Origin of the sequence: Aquibacillus saliphilus (genome assembly GCF_020404745.1) — a bacterium.
GTDB classification, from domain to species: Bacteria; Bacillota; Bacilli; order Bacillales; family Amphibacillaceae; genus Aquibacillus; species Aquibacillus saliphilus.
The window spans coordinates 15450-38899 of the sequence record NZ_JAIZAP010000007.1 but is presented as its reverse complement, the minus strand read 5'-3'; the positions used below and the strand labels follow the sequence as shown (position 1 = coordinate 38899).

The following is a 23450-nucleotide window of genomic DNA, read 5'->3' as shown; positions in this document are numbered from 1 at the left end:
ATTCCATAAACTATTGTGTTTATAGTAGTCTAGTTTCGGGCACCCTTATATAAGATATGCTATGCTAGATTTATACAATTTATTATAATAAATAAGAGAATATTCTAATGATAAAGGAAGTGGTTTATTTGATGAAGGAAAGATGGTTTAGAATACTTGTAGGCTTTATTCTAGTATTTCTACTCATATATCTAATTTCAATTACAGATTTCGTGTTTGCTCCTGTATTTTCCTATCTCGGAGCTATTGCAGTACCAATTATTGTTGCCGGTGTCATTTTTTATGTCACCAATCCAATTGTTAATTTATTGGAAAAATATAAAGTAAATAGAATCATAGGAATTATTGTCGTGTTTCTATTAATTCTAATACTTGGATTTTTCACTGTTAATTTTATCGCACCTATCGTTCAACAGCAGTTCAGTAAATTTTTAGATAACATACCAAAAATGGTGGAAGCCTTCCAAAGTGTAGTGACTTATTGGCAACAAAACCAAAATATTATTCCACCACAATTAGAAAACCCAATTCAACGAATCACGGAAAATTTAGATACTTATGTAGAAGATATTACATCGTTTTTGTTTAACTTTTTCGGACAAATATTCGGATTTGTTTTTTCATTTCTACTTACACCATTCTTTCTTTTCTTCATGCTGAAAGATGGTGATCGATTAGTACCTTTTATATCAAAGTTTCTAAGCGAACCAAAAGAAAGAAGCTTCACACGTTTAATGGCTAGTATTAATCACACACTAGCATCTTTTATTCAAGGTCAATTTATTGTCAGTGTCTGTGTTGGTGTTATGTTGTATATTGGCTATTTAATTATTGGCTTACAATATTCATTAACATTGGCGTTGTTTGGTTTATTGATGAACTTCATCCCGTTTGTAGGGCCATTTTTATCAGCGATACCTGCTATTATCGTAGGTTTTTTCCAAAACCCAATGATAGGTGTATGGGCGCTTGTTGTTATGGTAATTGCTCAGCAAATTGAAAGTAATTTCATTTCACCTAACGTAATGGGACGTGTTTTAAAGCTCCATCCGTTAACAATCATTACTTTAATTCTTGCGGCTGGAAGTATTGCAGGCTTTCTTGGATTACTATTCATCATACCTGCATATGCAGTAGTTAAAGCAATCATTTCTCATTTCTACCATGAGTGGAAAAAGAAGCAACCTGAAGGCGAAAAGGATGTTATTTAACAGACATAAAAAGTGAACATTTAACCTGTTATTAGAAATAGCTAATCCACTCTGGGTTAGCTATTTTTGTTGCTATTTCCTTACTGAGTGGTACAATAAAAAAAGTTTCTATACTCGAAATACATTTGCAAGGAATGATTTAATGGTAGCTAAATCCGAACAATTATGGACACGTCCATTTATATTTTTAATTTTGGCAAATCTATTTACCTTTATGAGCTTTCAAATGCTATTGCCTAATTTGCCTCATTATATCGGTTCGATTGGTGGGAGTAGTCTGCAAATCGGGTTAGTGACAACGATGTTTTCGATTTCAGCGATCCTCATTCGTCCATTTATTGGTCATATTTTACAGAGCCAGGCACGAAAACCACTGATATTGATTGGATCGATATCATTACTAGCAATGACATTAATCTATCCTTTCACACAGGTAGTTGTCCTACTACTTTTACTCAGATTTGTACATGGTGCTGCTTGGGGTTGGTCTACTACGGTTAACGGTACTGCTGCAGTTGATCTAGTTCCTAGAAAACGTGTAGGAGAAGGAATGGGTTACTTTGGTTTATCGATTACGATTGGAATGATTATCGCACCAGCAATCGGAATATATGTGTACCAGCATTATACATTTAATTTACTTATTACAATTTCAGCAGTCTTAGGAATAATAGCAATTGGCCTATTTTTATCGACTTCATTTGTTACACCTGAAACGGTAAAACAAAATAAATTAAACAAACAACCTTTTTCATTTTTCGGTTCTTTAATAGAAAAGAAAAGTATTTTTCCAGCACTTGTTACTTTTTGCGCTACCTTTGGCTATGGATCAATTGTTACTTATTTAGTTATTTTTGGTGAAGAACAAGGATTGGCTGGAACATTTTTATTTTATTTATTTAATGCAACGTTCGCGACGTTAAGTAGACCGATAACCGGAAAATATTTTGACCGCTCCGGTCCTTGGAAATTAATTATAGCTTGTACCATATTATCGTTTATTGCGATGTGGATTTTATCTGTAGCAAGTTCAAGTTTACATTTAATCATCGCTGGAAGTATCTTTGGAATCGGTTATGGTTCTATGCTCCCTGCAATGCAGGCATGGATCATATCTAAAACTGACGCAAAGCGAAGCGGTATTGCTAATGGCATGTTTTATTCCTGTATCGATTTTGGTATTGGTTTAAGCGCACTTGTTTTAGGTTTCGTCCACGCTTTTGTTGAAACAGCTGTTCTTTTCCAATTATCTAGTTTTCTATTTATAGCCGTACTAGTGTTAACAATCATAGATTACCGAAAACAAACTGAACCTTGGGCAGAGCCTTCAAACTAATTTAGTCGCGCGGATAGGATGAAAAATTAACTGCTCCTAACTGTAGGCTCTTTCATTAGTGTCACTGTTTTCAAACCTTCGCAGTTGATAGAAACTGCGACGTAACTTAAATGATGCGTGCATAATTCCTGTCCCGGAAATACATTCAAAATGACCTTCATCACGCTCATGAAGGTTCTTTTTCATCTCTTTCACTATCAAAAGGATCTTCATATCGCTCATGAAAGTTCTTTTTCATCTCTTTCACTACCAAAAGGATCTTCATAACGCTCATGAAGGTTCTTTTTCATCTCTTTCACTACCAAAAGGATCTTCATAACGCTCATGAAAGTTCTTTTTCATCTCTTTCACTACCAAAAGGATCTTCATAACGCTCATGAAAGTTCTTTTTCATCTCTTTCACTATCAAAAGGACCTTCATCACGCTCATGAAAGTTCTTTTTCATCTCTTTCACTACCAAAAGGATCTTCATACTCTGATAAACAACTTATGGATCACTTTAATTGATTATCCAAGAATATTTCATCCTACTTGTAAAACCACCTATCTGGTACCCGCCACGTGCTTTCCAGTATGACGAGGCATGTTACGTCGCATTCTATCGATTTTGTGTCAGAAAACATCTTAGACCATAAAAAAGGTTCCGAGCAAATTTGCTCGGAACCTTTTTATTTATTATTCTGTTGCTGCTGCAATTTCTTCTTCTAACTTATCAAGAATAGCACCATCTACTGTAGAAACTTCATCACGATAGTAGTCACGTACAGGCATAGCTAGTTCTTTGAATGCATCGCGCTGTTCTTCTGTTAACTCAACAACTTCTGTTGGATTTTCTGTATCATTCTTAATGATCTCAAGGTACTCACTATTTTGTTTATCTTGCTCCTCAAAAACCCAGTCTTGCATTTCTACAACTGTTTCATCAATTAGTGCTTTGACGTTGTCATCAAGACCCTCGTACCAAGTTGTATTAACTGTAGTCATCGCTACATAGTTATTGTGGTTAGAGATAGTCATGTGATCCTGTACTTCATGGAATGATGCATCCCCAATGAAGAAAATAGGATTATCTTGACCTTGTACCGTACCATTATCTAGTGCAGTATAAAGCTCACTCCAGTCCAAAGCAGTTGGCTCTGCACCGTAAGCTTCATAAGATTCTAAAATCAATGGAGATGATTGTGTGCGCATTTTAAAACCTTCAAAGTCTTCTGGTTTTGTTAGTGGCTCACTACCAGTCCACTGCGTGCCACCTTCAGTCCAAAATGCTAGTGGTGAAATATCAAATTCTTCATACTTTGCTCTTAAATCTGTATTTAGCGCTTCACTATTTGTTAAAACTTCTTGTGTAGCTTCTAAGCTAGATGGGAAAAGAAAATGCAAAGCGAAAATTTGTCCTTCTTTAACCATACCACCCGTGAAACCAGGTGACATAACAGCCATTTCCACTCCGCCTTGTTGAAGTAGTTCAACTTGGTCTTCTGTGCTACCTAACCCACCATACTCATATGGTTCAATAGTTATGGCACCGTCAGTTTTTTCACTCATACGCTTAGCAAATTCCGCTGCGTACTCATACTGTACTTGGCCAGTAACTTCTTCAGTAACAAAGCGCCATGTGGCTGGAGCAATATCAGCTGCTGCTTCTCCCTCACCAGTTTCCTCAGCGTCAGTTTCTTCTTCAGTTGTACCTTCTGTTTCGTCTGTTCCTTCTTCTGTGTCTGTACCTTCTTCACTATCTCCACCACATGCAACTAGTAGAAAACTTAGCATTAATACGGAGATTAAAGCGAATAGAAATTTTTTGTTAAAAATAGTAATTACCCCCTATATATTTTAAAATCTATATGATACCACTCGTTATACCATTCTTATAACTGCCATCCTTAACTACAATGCGTAGATCTAATTTGGCAAGAAATAGCGATATGCGAGTGAAATATCTGGAAATGCAATTAATAACACTGCGATACCAAACAGCATCACGATAAACGGAGGGGTTCCCCGAATAACGTCCAAATATGATTTTTGGAAAACGGCACTGGCCGTAAATATATCGACTCCAAAAGGCGGAGTTGCTGAACCAAGTGCAGCTTGGAAGGTTATAATTATACCAAGGTGAATTGGATCAATCCCAGCTGCCTCAGCTGCTGGCATGAAAATTGGAGTTAATACTAGAATAACTACAATTGGATCGACAAACATACATCCAATAAAGAAAAATACGGATACCATAATAAGTACATAAAGCGCACTTGGATCTGTTCCTAAAACAGACTCAGATATTATTTGCGGAATTCTAGCAAAAGATATCATCCAAGTAAATGCTTGACCGCCTGCTACTAGTACGAATACAGCAGATGTAACTAAACCAGTTGATAACGCTACTTTTGGTAGGTCCTTTATTTTAATTGAACGATAAATCAATACCTCGAGAATAAATGCATAAAGAACCGAAACACCCGCAGCTTCTGTTGGACCAAAAATACCAGAATATAACCCACCGATTATAATGATTGGAAATCCTAAAGGCAACAGTGCTCTTTTAGTAAAATGCAACCTTTCTGACCATGGTGCCTTTTCTGCCAATGGAATATCTCTAATTTTCGCATAAAAATAACTATAGACAGCAAAACAAAGAAATACGAGTATGCCAGGTACAATACCTGCCAAGAATTGTTCACCTACTGAGGTACCAGATACAAGGCAATACATAATCATTCCAATACTAGGTGGTACTAGTAGTGCAATATCTGATGAGTTAATGATTAGTGCAATTGCGCTCGAATCTTTATATCCTGCTTTTAACAATCTTTGACGCATTGGTGTTCCAATCGCTACCACTGTTGCCTGGGTTGACCCTGAAATGGCACCGAAAAGCGTACATGCGGCTGAAGTTGTAATTGCATATCCACCACGAAGGTGAGCGACGAACGAACCGATAAAATCTAATAATCTAGTCGACGTCTTACCTGTTGTCATTATATCTGCAGCAAAAATAAATAACGGAACCGCTAACAATACATAAGATTCAATTCCAGTTTTTAGCTGCTGCATCATTAACATCGGATCTAACATTGGAAAGAAAATTAACATAATAGCAAATGGTGCCGCTATCAACGGGATCATCATTGGAAAGTTCAATAATAGTAAGACGATCATTATCGCCATTAACGTAAATAGCATAATTTTATCCTTTCTGCTAGATGTTTTTGTTTTTCAAGTTGTTGAATAGCCACATTAACCCTATACATGGACCTGGTCCTGCGGTTTTTCTTCATCGTTATAATCCTTCATATCTGTCCCTAAGTATATTTCCTTTTGTGTAATGTTAATCCACGCATTCCGGACAAATTGAACGCCTCCAAGAAACAATCCAATTGGAATAAAGACCAACATATATACCTGAGGTAGTTGAAGAGCAGATGTTACTTTCCCTGATTCATATACAGAATACACGTATAAAGTAGAATAATAGGTTATCACGAACAGGATTATAGCAGTCACAGCGGGGATAAAAATAGCTAAGACTTTTCTAACTTTGAATGGGGCAAGATCGTAAAAAGCAGACATACTAATGTGGCGCCCCTTTCGTGCTGCGTAGCTAATTCCCATGAAAGTTGCGATAATAATTGCAAACTTGCTTATTTCTGCAGCAAAGTGCCAACTCGCACCAGTAATTGCACGGCTTATTACATTACCTACAACCATTACTGCAATTAGTAAAACTGAATAACTTAAAATAATTTCTTCCAATTTTAATAAACCATTATCTAAAGCTCGTATAATTTTAATGATTAGTTTCCCCCTCTTCCAGGATGAAAAACTGTATGTATTTTTTCGGATATCTATTATATTACAGAATTATTTCAGTTAGTACAAACATTCTATACAGTTAATATCCCGATTTATTCCTTGAATTTTCCAATTATTTAATAATGGGTGTCGTGTAGTTAAGTATAAGCTTAAATCCTCTTATTAGTTCTTGAATACTCCATTTTCGCTTACGGTTTTAGTGCTTTTTATCGATAAATGGTAATTTTAGGTAGATAATCTAGTACATTATAAGCACTACCTTATAGGTCATTAAAATGGTACACAGTCGATTTACCAACAACCTTAAAGCCAATTTTCTGATAGATATTATTTGCTGTAGGGTTACTCGAATCCGTATATAGACTACAAAAATCGTATCCTTCATTTAATAGCTTTTCTGACAGTTTAGCGACCGCAGCTGTTGCATAACCGTTTCGTTTATACTCATTTGGAGTGAACACACCATTTATTGTTGTACCATTCCTTGTTCTTCTTGATTGGTTAACCATCGAAACAGGTGTATTGGCAACCTTCCATAAATAAACAGATTGATTTTCAATGAAACGCTCTGCAAGCTGGTTTGCTTGAATATGAGTTATTACTTCTGTTGCTTCTTTGCCGAACAAAACGAGCCATTTTGCTATTAATTGTTTATCATCCCTTGAAGCTTTTACAAGCTCACCCCCTGGATATTCAACAGGATTGATCTGGTCCAATTGATAGATAAGTTGATTCATTTGGATCTGCGCCTCACAACTACAATGTGCCACAAACTCCTTTGTATATTCAATTGGCCCTAAGACACCAGGTAAGTCACTAACCTGATTATATACAAATTCGGCAACTCTTTTAATTATGTTAGGGTCAATACCATCTATATCTGCTAGGATTAAATTATGTGGGGCTGTTTGCAGAAAAGAATAAATGACTCGGCCATTTTCTGTTACTAATCCTAAGTATAAGTTTTCAACCTCCAAATTATGCTTTCGATCAATAAATCGTTGTAAAATTCCCAGTGATAAATTATTACATGCTTCTTTTTTTAATAATAGTGGCTCAACTAACGTTGTGTATAATTCTACATCTTTTGTTTGGGTTATTTGCATGTTGATTTCTCCAATCCATTAATTAAGTAAAAATGATTTATATTCTAATCTTAATACAAAATTTTAGCAAAATTAACAAAAAGTTGTTTATACTTTAGATAGCTGAATCAATTTCACATCTTTTTAAAAATCAGTATTATGAAACTTACTAAACTACTTAAATTGAAGGGGTGAAAAGTATGACTAAAAAAGAAATAATCGAAGAGATTAATCAATTAAAATCAGATTACGTTCGAATTCAATCCGACCTAGAAAAACTGGATTCAGTCGGTGGAAATACCATTAACGCCGAGAAGCAACTTGAGCAATTGGAAAATCAGTTAGCGATGTTAAACAAAGAATTAGAAGAAAAATAATAGATATCAAAATAGCCAGAATTATCCGGTGATATTCTGGCTATTTTGATCATTCACGTTTGAAACCTTCTTCCTGAGTTTATTTACTTGTTCTTCGATTCACGGTTTTCTTCTAACTTCGCCTTTATCTTGTTAAATTCCTTACTTGGTGGCGATAAGCTAACCACAATATCTCCTTGTTCCGCTTTGATAACCATATCCTCATTAAAAAACTCAATCTTTTTACTAGGCTTAACAATAAACAATAAGACAGTATCTTCATCTCTGTCACTAAGATAACGTTTGTAGTTATACTGCTCAGTGATTGTAGTTTTACGGAAAACATAGCCACCTTCGATTTTATACAAAAGGCTTTCAAGGGAAACATCCCTGGTAAATAACACTCTCCCACCAATGGTACGGACCATTTCTTCAACGTTAGCACCAGATTGGCTTTGAATGCCCAAACGAAACACATCCTTGCGTCCAAACGTCGGGACAAACGTCGTACATACTAACGCATTGTACGAATCATATTCTGTTGCAGAAATTAAATAATCATATGGTGTCATATCCAGTCTATACTCTGTCTGCTCGGATAAAATCTCTCCATGATGAAAATTGATACCTGCACTCCTTACTTTGGTTAACCTTTCCCACGATGAGTCTGTGATAACAGTCGGAATCTTCAATTCTTTAAATATTTTAGCTAGCTCGACTGAGAATTTATTACTCCCTGCAATCAGCACACCAGGTTGCCCCTCGGTAGAGAGATTTAATTTTTTCGCTAACCAGCCAATTGAAAAACCGTGGGCGCAAACAGTGAAAAATACTAAAGCGAACGTTAAGGATGTAACAATACTAGCATCTTCAAATCCCGCTTCTAACAGGACGGATGCAAAGTAACCTGCTACTGTTAAAGCAACGATACCTCTTGGTGCAATCCAACCAACTAGTACCTTCTCCTTCATGGTTAGATCCGTCCGAATGGTTGATACAAAAATGGACAATGGCCTAACTATAAATAACATTAATAGAACAAATCCAATTATTTCAGGATTAAAAATTTGGAGCAGCGTGTCAGTTGAAAGCGATGCAGTTAACATAATAAAAATAGTTGATACGAGTAAAATCGATATGTTTTCTTTGAAATGACGCATGTCCTTAATTGATGATATTCCCATATTTGCTAACTTCATCCCCATTGCCGTTACAGCTAATAAACCTGTTTCATGTGTTATTTCATCTGCAATCGTAAAACAAGCAATGACTGCTGAAAATACAGCAGGAGACTTTAGAAACTCGGGAATATATCCAGTTTCGAACATCCAGCCAATTCCCTTTCCAAATAACCATCCAAGTATCACCGCAAAGATTGATGCTAGAAAGAACAATAGTAAATCTGTTACATCAGGGCTACTACTTGTAAAAAACAACATGATTTCAAAGGCAAATACTGCTAGTAACGCTCCAAATGGATCAACAATAACGCCTTCCCATTTTAATATTTTGGCAGGTCGTGGTTTTAATTTCGACTGCCGTAGTAGCGGTAAAATAACAGTTGGACCGGTAACAATGAATATCCCACCGATTACAAAAGAAACCGCCCATGACAAACCAGCTACAAAATGAGCCGCAAATGAGCCAAGCAACCAACTGATAAGGGCTCCGAATGTGACAATTCTAAAAACCGGTCTACCTAGTCCTTTGATTTCTTTAATATCTAAATTTAAACTGCCTTCGAATAATATTATTGCGACAGCCACGGAAATAATTGGTCGATATAGGTCACCAAAATCCTCGACCGGATTAATTACTCCAAATATAGGACCAGCAAGCAGTCCTGCAATCGACATAACTACAATAGCAGGTAAGCGAAAGCGCCAGGAAAGCCATTGTGACCCAACCCCAAGCAATCCAATGATCATGAATTCAAACAATAGTGAGTCAACCATGTCTCTCCCTCTTTTCATCTTTTTAATCTATATGAGTTACGATTTTAGGTTCTGACAAGTTTAGAACTAGAATCATTTACTAAAGTCCATTTCATAATTACAATTTCGAGCCATATCCAACAACATATAGTTGGAAAAGGTTCAGGTCGAACTACTATATGTTGTCCCCTGATGGCGGGGTAAATAGGATTACGAAATCTAACTTAAACAACAGATAGCAACACTTCATTAAAGCAAGGTATTTATTTCCCCTAGATAATGTCAGTTAAACCATCAGTCTAGTTCAAGGGACAGTTCCTAATTCCTTCCTTTTATTTTTCACATAAATTGTTAGGCTTTTTAGATTTTACTGCCGTCAAAATGCGATAAAGATATCTTATATGCAATAGCCTGCTATGTAAAACGGTTTGTTTGTTTTGATACCCAGAAACTATCGTAGTTGATTGACAATTCCCTGTCACATTGTTAGTATAATTTTGCTTTAAAGATATAGTAAACTTTTTATTACCGACCTAACCTCTGGTCTAATCGAAATAATTAAAGTTAAGTGAAGGGAGACATCATGAATAAACAGACACTACTTATCGGCTTTACACTTTTCGCACTATTTTTCGGGGCTGGTAATTTAATTTACCCTCCAACACTTGGAATAGAAGCAGGCACATCTTACTGGATAGCCTTAGGAGGGTTCATCCTCACTGGTGTTGGCCTTCCAATTATAGCAGTTGCAGCTATTGCCCTTATTAGTAATAAAACTACCGAACTAGGTACTCAGGTCCACCCTTTATTTGCTATTGGATTTTCTTCACTTATCTATCTTGCGATTGGGCCATTCTTCGGTATTCCACGCGCTGCCAATGTGGCATATGAAATGAGTATTATCCCTTTGTTTTCTGAACCACTTAATCAATCTTTTCTACTTTTCTTATTTACAGTTATCTTTTTTATTGTTGTTTATTGGTTAAGTTTAAATCCAAAAAAACTAGTCGATCGTATCGGCCAATGGCTAACTCCTGCATTACTTATTGCAATTGCCGCACTCAGCGTAGGTAGTCTCCTTATTTTGGACTCTAATGTACAAGCTCCAAACGAAAAATACCAAGACAATCCTTTCTTTACCGGCTTTTTAGAAGGGTATTTAACGATGGATGCGATTGCCGCGTTAGCATTCGGTATTATCGTCATTACAGCATTTAGAGAGTTTGGCATTACAAACAGAAGAGAAATGGTTATTTTCACAATCAAAGCTGGTTGTGTTGCAGGCCTTGGACTAGCGCTTGTCTATGGGTCAATTGGATGGATTGGGGCTAAAATGGCGACCAGCGGAACATTTGAAAATGGCGGTCAAATTTTGTCCAGTGCTGCCGAACTTACTTTTGGGTACTACGGGAATATTTTATTAGGTATAATTGTTGCCTTAGCTTGTCTAACTACTTCGATTGGACTGACCGTAGCATGTGGACAATACTTCACGAAGATTACTAAGATCAGTTATCGGTGGATCGTTACACTTGTCACCATTGTTAGTTTTCTAATAGCTAACCTTGGACTGAATCAGATTATAGCTATTTCTGTCCCTGTCTTAGTTGCTATTTACCCGATCGCCATTGTTTTAATCCTTTTAACATTAATTCCTAGATTGGTTGGTACGTCTAAGCGAATCTACCGTTACTCGGTTATGTTAACCGCAATTATTAGTATTTATGAAGGACTTAATGCATTTGGCATCTATATTACTGGTGTACAGCCTATAATCGAAAGTCTTCCGTTATTTTCTATCGGACTTGGATGGCTAATCCCTGCTATAATTGGCGGACTGATTGGCTGGTTGGTTGATAAACAAAAACAAAATTAAATGTATTGTTGATAGCTCCCGTCCGCTTTGTTCGCCTTATTATTGATAAATCGTGTTAAGATAATGTAGTAGCCTACTGTTTAGCTACAGGAAGCATTTACCCTGAGTTTGAATTAGATTAAAGGATGACACATACATGTTGAAAAAAGCAGAACAATATCTCAAAGAATATTACGGTTTTGACTCTTTCCGTCCGGGACAACAGGCAGTAATTGAACAGCTATTGCATAACGATAATACGCTTGCGATTATGCCTACTGGTGGTGGGAAATCTCTTTGTTATCAAATTCCTGGTCTCACACTTGATGGTACGGCAATCGTCGTTTCACCACTAATCTCGTTGATGAAAGATCAGGTCGATGCACTTCAAGCACTAGGGATTTCAGCGACTTATATCAATAGTTCACTAAAAGCAGACGAACAACGCGAACGAATGAATCAGCTTCGAAACCAAAATTTTGATTTTGTCTATGTTGCACCTGAACGATTTGAAGCTCCTTCTTTCATCGAAACGATAAAAACAATTCCGTTATCGTTGATTGCCTTTGATGAAGCACACTGTATTTCCCAGTGGGGACATGATTTTAGACCAAGCTATCGTTCTGTCGTGCCCACGCTCCAAAAGATTCCTAATTTGCCCGTTGTCGTTGCTCTAACAGCAACAGCAACTGACGAGGTTATTCAAGATGTCCAAAGATTAATTCAAGTAGAAGATAACCATGTGATAAATACCGGTTTTGCTAGGGAGAATCTAGCATTTCATGTGATAAAAGGCCGCGACAAGAAAGACTTTATCCTAGGTTATATTAATGATAGAAAGACAGAATCAGGTATTATTTATGCCACCACTAGAAAACAAGTGGACATGCTATACAACTTCCTTAGTAGTAAAGGACTATCTGTTGCTAAATACCATGCAGGTTTATCTGAGCAAGCACGGCAACAGAGTCAAAACACCTTTATCCAAGAGGAAAGCACGATTATGATTGCCACTAATGCCTTTGGGATGGGGATAGATAAATCAAACGTCAGATATGTTATCCATTATGCACTACCAATGAATATCGAATCTTATTACCAGGAAGCTGGCCGTGCTGGTCGTGACGGAGAACCAAGTGATTGTATTCTACTATTCTCTGGACAAGATATTCAGTTGCAAAAGTTCTTAATCGAACAATCATTAATGGATGAAGATAAAAAGACAAATGAATATAAAAAGCTACAGGCAATGGTTAACTATTGTCATACCCACAATTGCCTACAAAAATATATACTTCATTATTTTAACGATTATTCAATGGAAATTGATTGTCAGAACTGCGGTAATTGCCAGCATGATGACGAACGTGAAGAGATGACTAGAGAAGCACAAATGGTATTATCTTGTGTTAAGCGTATGAATCAGCGCTTTGGCGCAGGGATCACCGCAAAAGTATTAAAAGGTTCAAAGGATAAGAAGGTAAGAGAGTTTGGTTTTGATAAAATATCCACTTACGGATTAATGTCACCTTACACTGAAAAGGAAATAACTAACTTCATTCACTTCCTTGTAGCCGAACAAGTCTTATCATCAGGTGAAGAACGGTTCCCAATTTTAAAGCTAACTAAAGATGCAGAAGCTGTCCTGAAAGGAAAGAAACAAGTTTGGATGTTTTCTGGATCAGTTAAACGTTCCGCGGAAACAGATTACAAAGAAGGTTTATTTGAAGAATTGCGACTGCTGCGCAAACAAATCGCTGATGAGGAAAAGGTTCCTCCTTACGTACTATTTTCTGATGCCACGTTAAAAGAAATGAGCCGCTACTTTCCTAAAACAAAAGATGAGATGCTCCAAATCAAAGGGGTAGGCATGAAGAAATATGATCAATATGGCGAAGTCTTTCTAGATGCGATTAGTAAATGGGTCAAGGTAAATGACACAGAGGTAGCTGCAACAAAAGTTGATTTGGATCAATCGCCTGTTATCAGTAAAAAAGATGCCAGTGACCAAAGGCCAAGTCATTTGATTAGCTACCAGCAATTTATCGATGGTGTAGAAATAGAGGCGATAGCTAAAGCTAGAGACATAACAAGTCAGACAGTAAGTAATCATTTATTCAAAGCCTATAAAGAAGGAGAACCGCTAGACTTTTCCCTATTTTTTAATCAACAACAGGAAACGGCAATCCTTGAGGCTAGAGAAAACTTAGATGAACTAAAGTTAAGAAACCTAAAGGAAGCCTTAGCAGATGACACCGATTATCTAACCATTCGAGCAGTATTAGTCAAAAATGAACTACTATAATTGGGTTTGAGGCGAATCTTGATGGGTTTGGGGCGAATCATTGTCGATTAGGGGCGAATAAATCAATAGTTGGGGTGAATCCCTCAGATTTTCAGGTGAATCAACGCTAACTTGGGACGAATCACCCGCATTCGGTAGCCGCATATGCATCGTCAACAGCACAATTAACTAAAAAAGCTCATTGTTCGGATATTTAATCCGAACAATGAGCTTTTTTGTCTACCATAATAGAGGCTTAGGAATTAAAATCTAGTGCCCAGCTTCCTTTACGGAATACCGCTTCCGTTTTTCCATCTGGTGTAACCCCGTCAATATCGAGCTCCGCAGAACCAATCATAAAGTCGACGTGCGTTAAGCTATCGTTGACACCATGCTTATCTAATTGCTCCTCGTTCATGTCTGAGCCACCTTTGATGTTGGTTGGATAGGCTTTCCCTAAAGCAATGTGACAAGATGCGTTCTCATCAAATAAAGTATTATAGAAAATTAGACCCGATTGTGAGATGGGCGATTCGTGCGGTACAAGCGCAAGCTCACCTAAACGTTTGGCACCCTCATCGGTGTCAAGCAAGTGCTTCAATGTTTCAGCGCCTTGCTCAGCAGAATAATCAACCACTTTTCCGTCTTTAAACGTCAAACTGAAATTATCAATTACATTTCCACCATAATTAAGCGGCTTCGTACTTGATACTGTTCCGTTCACACCATATTTATCTGGCATAGTAAATACTTCTTCTGTCGGCATATTCGGATTAAAATCGGTGCCCTCTACAGTCTGAGCCGAGCCACCCTTCCAAACGTGGCCTTCTGGTAATTCAAATTCGATATCTGTACCTGGTGCTTTAAAGATTAATTTCTTAAATTCTCGTTTGTTTAAAAATTCTCTAGCTTTTCTTAGCGTAGCATTATGATCAGCCCATGCAGCAACCGGATCTTGTTTATCTACACGTACGATTTTGAAGATCTGCTCCCAAAGACTTTCTTTTGCATCCTCTGTTGATTTGTCAGGGAATATTTTTTTAGCCCAGTCCCCAGTAGGAATAGAAATAATTGACCAAGGAATACGATCGTTCATCGTATAATTTCTAAATTCCTTCATCGCTTCTGCACCAGCTTTTGATGCTTTCGCAACTTTGCCTGCATCAACATCCTTTAGTAAATCGGGATTCGTTGAGCGAATCGAAAGCAGTGCCGCACCATCCTCTGCAAAAGCTAGATACTGATCGACATGCCACTGTGGAACATTCGTTAATACTTCCTCTGGTGCATTCTCATACTTAAGTAATGTAAGTTCATCATCTGCCCAATTGACATGTACATTTTTTGCACCAAGTTCGTATGCCTTTTTAACAACGATTCTGGTAAAGTCAACACCCTCAATTGATGAGTTGATTACGAGTGCTTGGTTTTTCTGCAAATTAACACCCGTTCTGAGTGCTAACTCTGCATATTTCTCTTGCATCATTTGATCTGCCATGACATTCCCTCCAAGGTTAGTTTATCTTTTTTAAGCCTATTCTATTATTTCACAAGATCGCGTCTTCACAAAACATTTATAACTAACAATGCAGGCTTCTTAAGCCTTATCGTTTTCAATCTCTTCAACTAAGATCGACAACTCTGTCCAACGATCCATTGCATGTTCAAGCTCTGTCTCTGTATCTTCCTGATTTTGATACAACTCCTGTACTTTACCTAAATCACTTCCTGCTGCCGCTATATCTGCTGCAATTGTTTCAAGCTTTTCCTCTAGGCCAGCTATCTTATCCTCAATTTTGTCCCATTCCTGCTGTTCTTTGTAGGAAAGTTTTTGTTTCTTATTGTTTCTGGATTTGCGCGGTTCTTTTTTTGACTTATCATCTGCGCTCTTTTGCTCCAATTTATTTTTCTCAAGATATTCTGTGTAATTACCATAAAATTGATTCGTTTTTCCGGTTTGCTCGAATGCGATTAGTTTATCAACTACACGATCTAGAAAATAGCGGTCATGCGAAACAGTGATAACTACTCCAGGAAATTGATCTAAGTAATCTTCTAACACGCCTAACGTTTGTGTATCCAAATCATTGGTTGGTTCATCTAGAAATAGAACATTCGGCTCTTCCATCAACACCCGTAATAAATAGAGACGTCTTCGTTCCCCACCAGATAGCTTTTTAATATATGTCCATTGCTGGGCCCTTGAGAACATAAAGCGCTCCAACATTTGTTCCGCTGTAATCACTTCCCCATCAGCGGTATGTACAACCTCGGCAACAGCACGGATGTATTCAATTATCCGGAGCGATTCATCCATCTCGGAGTGATCTTGCGTATAATAGCCAATCTTAACTGTTGACCCGACATCTATCGAACCAGAATCAGGCGTTTCTCTTTGAGCCATAATGTTTAGTAATGTTGTTTTTCCAGAACCATTAGCTCCAATAATTCCAATTCTATCTTCAGGAGTAACTAATAGATTAAAATCCTCTAACAGATTGATATCTCCAAATGATTTACTAACATGCTCTAACTCAAGCACTTTTTTTCCAAGACGATTTGATCCAACTTGAAAATCAAGGCTTTGTTTATTGGTGTCGTGCTTCACTTCTTTTAATTGCTCAACTCGCTGTATTCTTGCTTTTTGCTTTGTGCTCCTAGCCTTAGCACCTCTTTTAAGCCATTCTATTTCTCTTTTTAATGTGTTTTTATGTTTTTGTTCATCCTGGATCTCTAGTTCTTCTCGTTCCGCTTTCTTTTCTAGAAACATTTGGTAATTTCCATCATAAATATAGAGCTTACCTTTATCTAATTCATAAATACGGTTTGTAATCCGATTTAATACGTAACGGTCGTGAGTAACTAAAATTAACGCACCCTTATACTGAGGTAAGTAGCCTTCCAACCACTCAATTGTTTCATTATCTAGATGGTTTGTTGGTTCATCCAAAATAAGTAGGTCCGCTGGTTGGATTAAAGCCTTAGCAATTGCTACTCGTTTTTTTTGACCACCTGATAGGTACATTGTTTTCTTGTTGAAATCAGTTACCCCTAGTTTTGTTAAAATCGTTTTAGCGGTTGAATTAGCATCCCAAGCCGCGTGTTCATCCATTTGTTGCTGCACTTGCAATAATTTATTTTGAAGTTTTGGATTTTCCGGATCACCTTCAAGCTCTAATAAAGTTTGCTCATAGCCTCTCATCACCTTCATGATGGTTGAATCCCCATAATAGATTTGTTCTAATACAGTGAGTTCCATCTCAAGCTCTGGGTCCTGGTTTAAATACTCCACCCGAAAGTCGTTGGCATGATTCATTGTTCCAGACTCTTTTGAATCAAGACCGGCAATCACTTTTAGTAATGTCGATTTTCCTGTTCCATTGACACCAATTAATCCAATCCGTTCCTTTTTAGTTATCGTAAAAGAAATTGAATCAAATAACACTTTATCTCCATAGGATTTATGTAACTGTTCAACTGATAATATACTCATTTTTTCCACCCTTTTATAAAAATTCGACATTGTCTCGACCCTAAAGGTAACGAGTGTCGAAATTTCTCTTCTATTCATGCAAATTTAAAAAGTTGTGCTTTTATATCATTCCGCTAGGATCTAGCTCATCCGACTTCTGTTCTAGTATACAGGAAGCATGATAAAGATGAAAATTTTTGTATCTGATGACGGGTTTTGGTCCTTTATTGTTTTTTTAATTTTAGTTATCCACTATAATAGCTATTACTTATTTACTAATTTCTTAAACTAGTGTAGATTAGTAAATTTCATAATAATGATTTTTTACAATTGTCATTCAGATAGGAATTATTTACTATATGACTGCACTATGCTATTATTAGAATAGTTACTTTTAGTAAGTAAATGAACATATTCGTCAGTCAACAGGTAAATAGCTGTATTATAATAGATAACATATAAGCAATATAGTATTTAGGACAGGAGTGATAATCATTATGAATGAGCTATGTCCACGTTTTGAAAAAGCGATGCAACTATTCAGTAAGCGCTGGGTAGGTTTGATATTGTTTGAATTACTTGAAGGATCAAAACGCTTCTCTCAAATAGAAACAGAGCTGCCTGTAAGTGGAAGATTGTTATCTGATCGACTTAAGATGCTTGAGCAAGAAGAGATCATTGAACGTAAGGTATATTCAGAGTTTCCAGTCCGGATTGAATATGCACTTACTAACAAAGGAAAAGCGTTAGAACCAGTCATTAAAGAAATTCAATCATGGTCAGAAAACTGGATTTCCCATAAAGAGGTTGAAAAAAAATAATAGATAATAGTGGTTCGGCATTCACCTTTTCTTACCGTGCGAATGTTGAATTTTTTCGGTACCACTATTTTTGAGAATTCAAGCCGCTAGCTAGTACCAAAATGCTATGCGGTTTTACTTTTTCCCAAGGGGTTCATAAAATGAAGAAAATAAATAGCATAGAACAATCCTACATAAATAGCACTACACTTAGCCATCGAAAACAGTTTGGTCAGTATTTCACGCCGGATTTTATTTCAGATATATTAGCGAAGTGGATCACTTTTAACAATCCTTTTTACACAACAATTCTTGATCCTGCGATTGGCTTGGGAAATTTGATTCAATCGTTCCCTCACAACACGTCAATAGTTGGCTTTGACCGTGATCAGGATATACTAGACTTCACAAGAACAACATGCGCTGATTTCTCAAACCTTCACTTACAACATCAAGATTTCTTAGAAAGCAGCTGGGGAAAAACGTATGATGGAATTGTTTGTAATCCTCCCTATCACCGGTTCAGACAGAACGAAAGAAAACAGTACTATCTAGATTTACTTGAGCAACAGCTTGGAATTAAGTTCTCGGGTTTTACTAACATCTATACGTTATTCATTATTAAGGCGCTACACCAGCTTAGTAATAATGGTAGAGCTTCGTTTATTGTTCCTTCTGACTTTATGAATTCCAATTATGGAGTAAAAATTAAACAATATTTACTAAAACAAAATAATCTCCATCTAGTAGTTACTGCAGACTTCCATTTGAGCTTGTTTGAACAGGCGGCAACTACTTCTTCCTTATTTTTCTTTGATAATCAAGTAAAGGCAAACACAATCGAGTTTATTCACTTAACAGACTTAAGTCAGCTAAACGCGGTTGAAGATCACATTGAAAATTTCTATGATAATCAGCCGATTGGCAAACGGATTGATTACCAGGAACTAAGTCCAAATAAAAAATGGAAAGAGTATTATCAACAGGAAAATCGGGGCCAATATGCTCACCTCAAACCTCTTTCTGAATTCGGCAAAGTTACTAGAGGGATTGCAACGGGTGCGAATCAATTTTTTTGTATCAATGAGACAGATAGAAAACAACATCAGCTAAACAAAGCATATTTCGTACCATGTCTAACCAAATCTCACCAAGTAACAGGTAACTTCTTCACTACTGTTGATTACGACAAATTACTAGCAAAAAACTTACCAGTACAATTACTACAAGTAAATGAAGATGACCTAACGGATGTGGACTTAAAGAGGTACATCGAACTTGGTGAAACAGCAAAAATAAACCAAAGGTATTTAACAAAGCATCGAAACCCTTGGTATAAAAGTGAAACAAGAAGTCCCGCGCCAATTTTGGTAAATGTGTTTAGCAGAAATAATCTTAAGTTTATCCGAAATGAGGCTAATGTTAGTAACTTAACAGCCTTTCATTGCATTTATCTAAACGATGGTTATTTAGATGAAATTGATCTATTTATGGCCTATTTTATGACCGATATATCGAAAGAGATCTTGGGCTATAACTTCAGAGAGTATGGTAAGGGATTAAAAAAATTCGAGCCAGGCGACCTAAATCAGGGATTAATTATCGACGTGGATACCATTAGCGAACAAGATAAACGCAACATCAATCACCTTTATGCCAAGATAAGAAAAAATCAAGACAAGGATACAGTAAGCCAAGCCTCCGATTTGGAAAGGTTAAACGCTCTGTTTGTAAAACTTCTCTCAACAAATTAAACCCGGTTGCTAAAGTTAGCAGGCCGGGTTTAATTTTTAGTAAGTTAGTTCCAAGGAAAAGAGGTTCCAAACGTTTGAGCCATTTCTTTTGAATTTCTTCGTCTTTCTTTTCGTAATTCAGCACGTTTAAGTCCATCTTTATGAAGAAAACTTTCTTCCTTTGATTCTGGGTAAACGGAAGGTACTTGTGTTGGGTTATTATTTTCATCGATGGCAACCATTGTTAAAAACGCTGTTGCACAAACTTTGCGGTCACCTAGAATTAAGTTTTCAGTTACAGCTTTCACAAAAACTTCCATTGAGGTATTATGTGTCCAGGTAACAAATGCTTCTAGACAAATTGTATCCCCTTTTTTAACTGGATGTAAAAAATCAACAGAGTCGGTTGAGGCAGTTACAACATGCTTTCTCGCATGTCTAGTAGCGGCTATTGCTGCTACATCATCCATTTGTGCCATTAACAGTCCACCGAACATTGTTCCATAACTATTAGTATCAGGTGGGAGCACATTTGAGTTTTTCACACTTAATGATGCTATACATGGTTTAGAATCCAATTTATTGCCAACTTTCTATAAAAATTTAAGCTTTTGCTTATAATATTGGTGAAATCAGTCTAGATATGGATTCCTTGAAACGAATCCAATTAGACCGTTCTTGGTAAAGCTTTAGAGTTAATTGAGACGAATAGGTAATGTCTTTTTTAAATTCGGACACCAATTTTTCAGCTAACTCATCATTGTACAAAAAGGCATTAACCTCAAAATTCAATCTGAAACTACGAACATCTATATTAGCAGTCCCGACCGAGGCAATTTTCCCATCAACAACAATGGTTTTTGCATGTAAAAATCCATTTTGATAGATGTAAACGGAAGCTCCGGCTCTAAGTAACTCCCCGATATTAGATAAAGTGGCCCAATAAACAAATGGATGGTCTGGTTTATTAGGAATCATTATCCTAACATCTACCCCTGACAAAAGAGCAATCTTAAGCGCGTCTAACAAGCTTTCGTCAGGTATAAAATATGGTGTTTGGATGTAGACATACTCTTTGGCTGCCATAATCATTTTAATATAACCAATTTTAATTTGTTGCCATTCAGAATCAGGACCACTTGATACGATTTGAATCCCGACGTCACCCTTATGCTCTGCTACATAATAACGCTCTTCGTAAAGAATGTCATGTCTAGACGCTTGGTTCCAGTCCAAAATAAATCTGGTTTGCATACTTCTCACTGCATCACCTTGAATTTTCAAGTGAGTATCACGCCAATATCCAAATTTTCTATTGGCTCCAAGGTATTCATCACCTATGTTAAATCCACCAATATAACCAACCTTGCCATCGATAATTGCTAGCTTCCTATGATTTCGATAGTTGATTTTTAAATTGACTTTAGGTATTAGTGGTGGGAAAAATGCTTCTACTTCACCACCGGCATCCTGAATTCTTTTCACATAGTTCTTTCTACTTAATTGTCTAGAACCCATATCGTCATACAGTATCCGCACCTGAACCCCTTGTTTTGCTTTTCTGATTAGTGCATCTGCAATTTGTTGCCCAAGTTTGTCATGACGAATTATGTAATATAACAGATGGATGTGATCCTTTGCATTTTCAATGTCTTCAATTAACGCTTGAAACTTTTCTTGTCCATCCGTAAAGAGTTCCACTTGATTATCCTGTGTTAAGATCGCATCATCATTTCTTAAATGCAAGTAAAATAAGTCCTTATACGGCACAAGGCTTTGTTGCTTATATTGAAAGGTTCCTTCTTCTAACTCGCGAAGTTGGCGTTGCACCTCCTTCTTAACGCCTAGTCTACTTTTAGTATCCCATGTGAATATTTTTTTATTGCTGAGCTTCTTTCCAAAGACTAAGTAAAATATAAAACCAAAAACAGGTATGAACATCAAAACCATAATCCAAGCCCAGGTGGATGAAGCATTTTTTCGTTCGAGAAATACAATAGTTAGGGCTAGCAAAATGTTAAAAAATATAATAAACCCAGATAAAAATGGCAAAATCTCCAATATGATTGCCCCCTTAAAATTGGAACATGTCAAATCTACTATAGCATAAATATCTTCATTTCAATTAAACGAAGCATTTTATAAAAGTAAAACTAATCTGGACCTTAGGCGAATCATAATAAATATTATTCCTAAGACAATAATATCAAAAAGGAGGTTAAAGTGAGATGAAGAATGTTGGAAATTTTAGTATAAGTGGAACAGATATCGACGAAGTAAAACAAAAAAACGAACAGTCCGGCATGTCTTATAATGAAGTGAAGGCGTATATAGCTAAGACAACAGGTGGTCAACGTACAAACCAGTTGAGTGACACCTTCACAAAAGCTAACATAAATAAGTCCAAACAATAACTTTTAACTACTAATAACAGCTTGAAAGGAGTATCTATAATAGATACTCCTTTATATGTATTCACCGCGCTTACAAAAACATGTTCATTTACTAGTTGAAAATTTATAAATTATTCCAAACATTTAGGTTGCTTTTTTGATAGCTGACTCCTAAACTTAAGCATATTCCACCCTGAATAAGAGGTAATTTGTTATGGAAAATAAAGAGCTAAAGATCGGTATTATTTATGCTGCAAGTGCCTATTTATTGTGGGGATTCCTCCCAATATTTTGGAAAACTCTGCAACACGTTTCCCCCGGGGCAATCCTCGCCCACCGGATCGTCTGGTCATTTGTGTTTATGATTGTCGTTATCCTAGCCTTGGGAAAATTGAAAGCTTTTATTCAAGAATGTAAGGTGATTGTTCACGACAGAAAAAAACTTATCGGAATTTCAGTTGCATCGTTCGTTATTAGCGGAAATTGGCTTCTATTTATTTGGGCTGTTAATAGTGATCACGTCATTCAAGCTAGTCTCGGGTATTACATTAACCCCTTAATAAGTATTATGCTTGGGATGATTATCCTAAAAGAAAAGCTAACTCGCTGGCAACTATTTTCCTTTTTACTAGCTGGAATTGGCGTTAGTTATTTAACATTTAATTTTGGTGTTTTCCCTTATGTTTCCATCTTACTGGCTATCTCATTTGCACTTTATGGATTGCTGAAAAAAATTGTCGACATAAGCGCGATGTTTGGATTAACTATCGAAACAATGATTGTATTTCCAATCGCTCTTGTCTATCTAGTTACAAACCAAATAAGGTCTGGAGTATTACCTAGTTTATTCAGCCCAACAATAGGGTTACTAATTGGAGCCGGTGTCGTTACTGCAATACCATTGTTGCTTTTTGCAAGTGGTGCTAAACGGATTCCACTGTCGATGATTGGTTTTTTACAATACATTGCACCGACGTTAATGCTTATCCTTGGTTTGTTCTTATATCATGAAGTATTCACCCATGCCCACGCTGTAGCATTTATTTTCATCTGGACAGCACTTTTTATCTATACTGTTTCAAGAACAAAATGGTTTCAACGGTTAGAAACTAAAAGGTTATATAAAAGCAAATCCTCCTGAAAATTAAATTGGCAATAAATTTTATTAAGAACA

General features: G+C 36.6%; 19 protein-coding genes. 9 read left to right on the top strand and 10 right to left on the bottom strand.

What is annotated here, in order from left to right; all coding sequences use genetic code 11:
- Positions 1 to 107: 107 nt before the first annotated feature.
- Together LD272_RS08790 and LD272_RS08785 are read left to right on the top strand one after the other, a co-directional pair.
- Positions 108 to 1211 carry an AI-2E family transporter gene (locus LD272_RS08790; RefSeq protein ID WP_226036236.1) on the top strand — a complete coding sequence of 368 codons (1104 nt, stop codon included), beginning with the start codon at positions 108 to 110 and terminating at the stop codon, positions 1209 to 1211.
- 142 nt (positions 1212 to 1353) lie between these two features.
- Positions 1354 to 2547 carry an MFS transporter gene (locus tag LD272_RS08785; RefSeq protein WP_226036235.1) on the top strand — a complete coding sequence of 398 codons (1194 nt, stop codon included), beginning with the start codon at positions 1354 to 1356 and terminating at the stop codon, positions 2545 to 2547.
- Positions 2548 to 2583: 36 nt separating this feature from the next.
- Here LD272_RS08785 and LD272_RS08780 read toward each other — a convergent pair whose 3' ends face one another.
- The 5 genes from LD272_RS08780 to LD272_RS08760 form a co-directional block, all read right to left on the bottom strand.
- Positions 2584 to 2769, bottom strand: coding sequence for a hypothetical protein (locus tag LD272_RS08780; protein ID WP_226036234.1), 186 nt, complete (start codon positions 2767 to 2769; stop codon positions 2584 to 2586).
- A gap of 454 nt (positions 2770 to 3223) precedes the next feature.
- Positions 3224 to 4321, bottom strand: coding sequence for a TRAP transporter substrate-binding protein DctP (gene dctP / locus LD272_RS08775; protein WP_226036233.1), 1098 nt, complete (start codon positions 4319 to 4321; stop codon positions 3224 to 3226).
- A 132-nt stretch (positions 4322 to 4453) separates the two neighbouring features.
- Positions 4454 to 5734 carry a TRAP transporter large permease gene (locus LD272_RS08770; protein ID WP_226036232.1) on the bottom strand — a complete coding sequence of 427 codons (1281 nt, stop codon included), beginning with the start codon at positions 5732 to 5734 and terminating at the stop codon, positions 4454 to 4456.
- A 60-nt stretch (positions 5735 to 5794) separates the two neighbouring features.
- Positions 5795 to 6304: a TRAP transporter small permease gene (locus LD272_RS08765; protein ID WP_255639695.1), complete on the bottom strand. Its 510-nt coding sequence runs from the start codon at positions 6302 to 6304 to the stop codon at positions 5795 to 5797.
- A gap of 320 nt (positions 6305 to 6624) precedes the next feature.
- Complete coding sequence (locus tag LD272_RS08760) at positions 6625 to 7470, bottom strand: GNAT family N-acetyltransferase (protein WP_226036231.1); 846 nt, start codon at positions 7468 to 7470, stop codon at positions 6625 to 6627.
- 179 nt (positions 7471 to 7649) lie between these two features.
- On the opposite strand from LD272_RS08760, the gene LD272_RS08755 reads away from it, so the two are divergent.
- Positions 7650 to 7826: an SE1832 family protein gene (locus tag LD272_RS08755; RefSeq protein WP_226036230.1), complete on the top strand. Its 177-nt coding sequence runs from the start codon at positions 7650 to 7652 to the stop codon at positions 7824 to 7826.
- 83 nt (positions 7827 to 7909) lie between these two features.
- On the opposite strand, the gene LD272_RS08750 is transcribed toward LD272_RS08755, so the two are convergent.
- Positions 7910 to 9760, bottom strand: coding sequence for a cation:proton antiporter (locus tag LD272_RS08750; RefSeq protein ID WP_226036229.1), 1851 nt, complete (start codon positions 9758 to 9760; stop codon positions 7910 to 7912).
- 562 nt (positions 9761 to 10322) lie between these two features.
- On the opposite strand from LD272_RS08750, the gene brnQ reads away from it, so the two are divergent.
- Both brnQ and recQ read left to right on the top strand, forming a co-directional pair.
- A complete protein-coding gene (gene brnQ / locus LD272_RS08745; RefSeq protein WP_226036228.1) occupies positions 10323 to 11615 on the top strand; it encodes a branched-chain amino acid transport system II carrier protein in 1293 nt (430 codons plus the stop codon).
- Between the two features lie 136 nt (positions 11616 to 11751).
- Positions 11752 to 13899 carry a DNA helicase RecQ gene (gene recQ, locus LD272_RS08740; RefSeq protein WP_226036227.1) on the top strand — a complete coding sequence of 716 codons (2148 nt, stop codon included), beginning with the start codon at positions 11752 to 11754 and terminating at the stop codon, positions 13897 to 13899.
- Between the two features lie 235 nt (positions 13900 to 14134).
- Here recQ and LD272_RS08735 read toward each other — a convergent pair whose 3' ends face one another.
- A complete protein-coding gene (locus tag LD272_RS08735) occupies positions 14135 to 15376 on the bottom strand; it encodes an aminopeptidase (RefSeq protein WP_226036226.1) in 1242 nt (413 codons plus the stop codon).
- A gap of 99 nt (positions 15377 to 15475) precedes the next feature.
- Entirely contained in the window at positions 15476 to 17371 is a 1896-nt protein-coding gene (locus LD272_RS08730) for an ABC-F family ATP-binding cassette domain-containing protein (protein WP_226036225.1), read from the bottom strand.
- A gap of 476 nt (positions 17372 to 17847) precedes the next feature.
- On the opposite strand from LD272_RS08730, the gene LD272_RS08725 reads away from it, so the two are divergent.
- Both LD272_RS08725 and LD272_RS08720 read left to right on the top strand, forming a co-directional pair.
- A complete protein-coding gene (locus LD272_RS08725; RefSeq protein ID WP_255639694.1) occupies positions 17848 to 18171 on the top strand; it encodes a winged helix-turn-helix transcriptional regulator in 324 nt (107 codons plus the stop codon).
- A gap of 140 nt (positions 18172 to 18311) precedes the next feature.
- Positions 18312 to 19904 (top strand): HsdM family class I SAM-dependent methyltransferase, encoded by a 1593-nt coding sequence (locus tag LD272_RS08720; RefSeq protein WP_226036224.1) that lies wholly within the window; start codon positions 18312 to 18314, stop codon positions 19902 to 19904.
- 44 nt (positions 19905 to 19948) lie between these two features.
- On the opposite strand, the gene LD272_RS08715 is transcribed toward LD272_RS08720, so the two are convergent.
- Both LD272_RS08715 and cls read right to left on the bottom strand, forming a co-directional pair.
- The gene (locus tag LD272_RS08715; RefSeq protein WP_226036223.1) at positions 19949 to 20461 is read right to left on the bottom strand and encodes an acyl-CoA thioesterase; all 513 of its coding nucleotides are present in this window, start codon (positions 20459 to 20461) and stop codon (positions 19949 to 19951) included.
- Positions 20462 to 20498: 37 nt separating this feature from the next.
- A complete protein-coding gene (gene cls / locus LD272_RS08710) occupies positions 20499 to 21944 on the bottom strand; it encodes a cardiolipin synthase (protein ID WP_226036222.1) in 1446 nt (481 codons plus the stop codon).
- 167 nt (positions 21945 to 22111) lie between these two features.
- On the opposite strand from cls, the gene LD272_RS08705 reads away from it, so the two are divergent.
- Both LD272_RS08705 and rarD read left to right on the top strand, forming a co-directional pair.
- Positions 22112 to 22297 (top strand): gamma-type small acid-soluble spore protein, encoded by a 186-nt coding sequence (locus LD272_RS08705; RefSeq protein ID WP_226036221.1) that lies wholly within the window; start codon positions 22112 to 22114, stop codon positions 22295 to 22297.
- Between the two features lie 193 nt (positions 22298 to 22490).
- Entirely contained in the window at positions 22491 to 23417 is a 927-nt protein-coding gene (gene rarD / locus LD272_RS08700) for an EamA family transporter RarD (RefSeq protein WP_226036220.1), read from the top strand.
- Positions 23418 to 23450 lie beyond the last annotated feature (33 nt).

Coding starts and splice junctions, on each gene's coding strand:
- LD272_RS08790 (WP_226036236.1), top strand. CDS start 108: ATGATAAAGGAAGTGGTTTATTTGATGAAGGAAAGATGGTTTAGAATA.
- LD272_RS08785 (WP_226036235.1), top strand. CDS start 1,354: ATGGTAGCTAAATCCGAACAATTATGGACACGTCCATTTATATTTTTA.
- LD272_RS08780 (WP_226036234.1), bottom strand. CDS start 2,769: ATGAGCGATATGAAGATCCTTTTGATAGTGAAAGAGATGAAAAAGAAC.
- dctP (WP_226036233.1), bottom strand. CDS start 4,321: ATGCTAAGTTTTCTACTAGTTGCATGTGGTGGAGATAGTGAAGAAGGT.
- LD272_RS08770 (WP_226036232.1), bottom strand. CDS start 5,734: ATGCTATTTACGTTAATGGCGATAATGATCGTCTTACTATTATTGAAC.
- LD272_RS08760 (WP_226036231.1), bottom strand. CDS start 7,470: ATGCAAATAACCCAAACAAAAGATGTAGAATTATACACAACGTTAGTT.
- LD272_RS08755 (WP_226036230.1), top strand. CDS start 7,650: ATGACTAAAAAAGAAATAATCGAAGAGATTAATCAATTAAAATCAGAT.
- LD272_RS08750 (WP_226036229.1), bottom strand. CDS start 9,760: ATGGTTGACTCACTATTGTTTGAATTCATGATCATTGGATTGCTTGGG.
- brnQ (WP_226036228.1), top strand. CDS start 10,323: ATGAATAAACAGACACTACTTATCGGCTTTACACTTTTCGCACTATTT.
- recQ (WP_226036227.1), top strand. CDS start 11,752: ATGTTGAAAAAAGCAGAACAATATCTCAAAGAATATTACGGTTTTGAC.
- LD272_RS08735 (WP_226036226.1), bottom strand. CDS start 15,376: ATGGCAGATCAAATGATGCAAGAGAAATATGCAGAGTTAGCACTCAGA.
- LD272_RS08730 (WP_226036225.1), bottom strand. CDS start 17,371: ATGAGTATATTATCAGTTGAACAGTTACATAAATCCTATGGAGATAAA.
- LD272_RS08725 (WP_255639694.1), top strand. CDS start 17,848: ATGAATGAGCTATGTCCACGTTTTGAAAAAGCGATGCAACTATTCAGT.
- LD272_RS08720 (WP_226036224.1), top strand. CDS start 18,312: ATGAAGAAAATAAATAGCATAGAACAATCCTACATAAATAGCACTACA.
- LD272_RS08705 (WP_226036221.1), top strand. CDS start 22,112: ATGAAGAATGTTGGAAATTTTAGTATAAGTGGAACAGATATCGACGAA.
- rarD (WP_226036220.1), top strand. CDS start 22,491: ATGGAAAATAAAGAGCTAAAGATCGGTATTATTTATGCTGCAAGTGCC.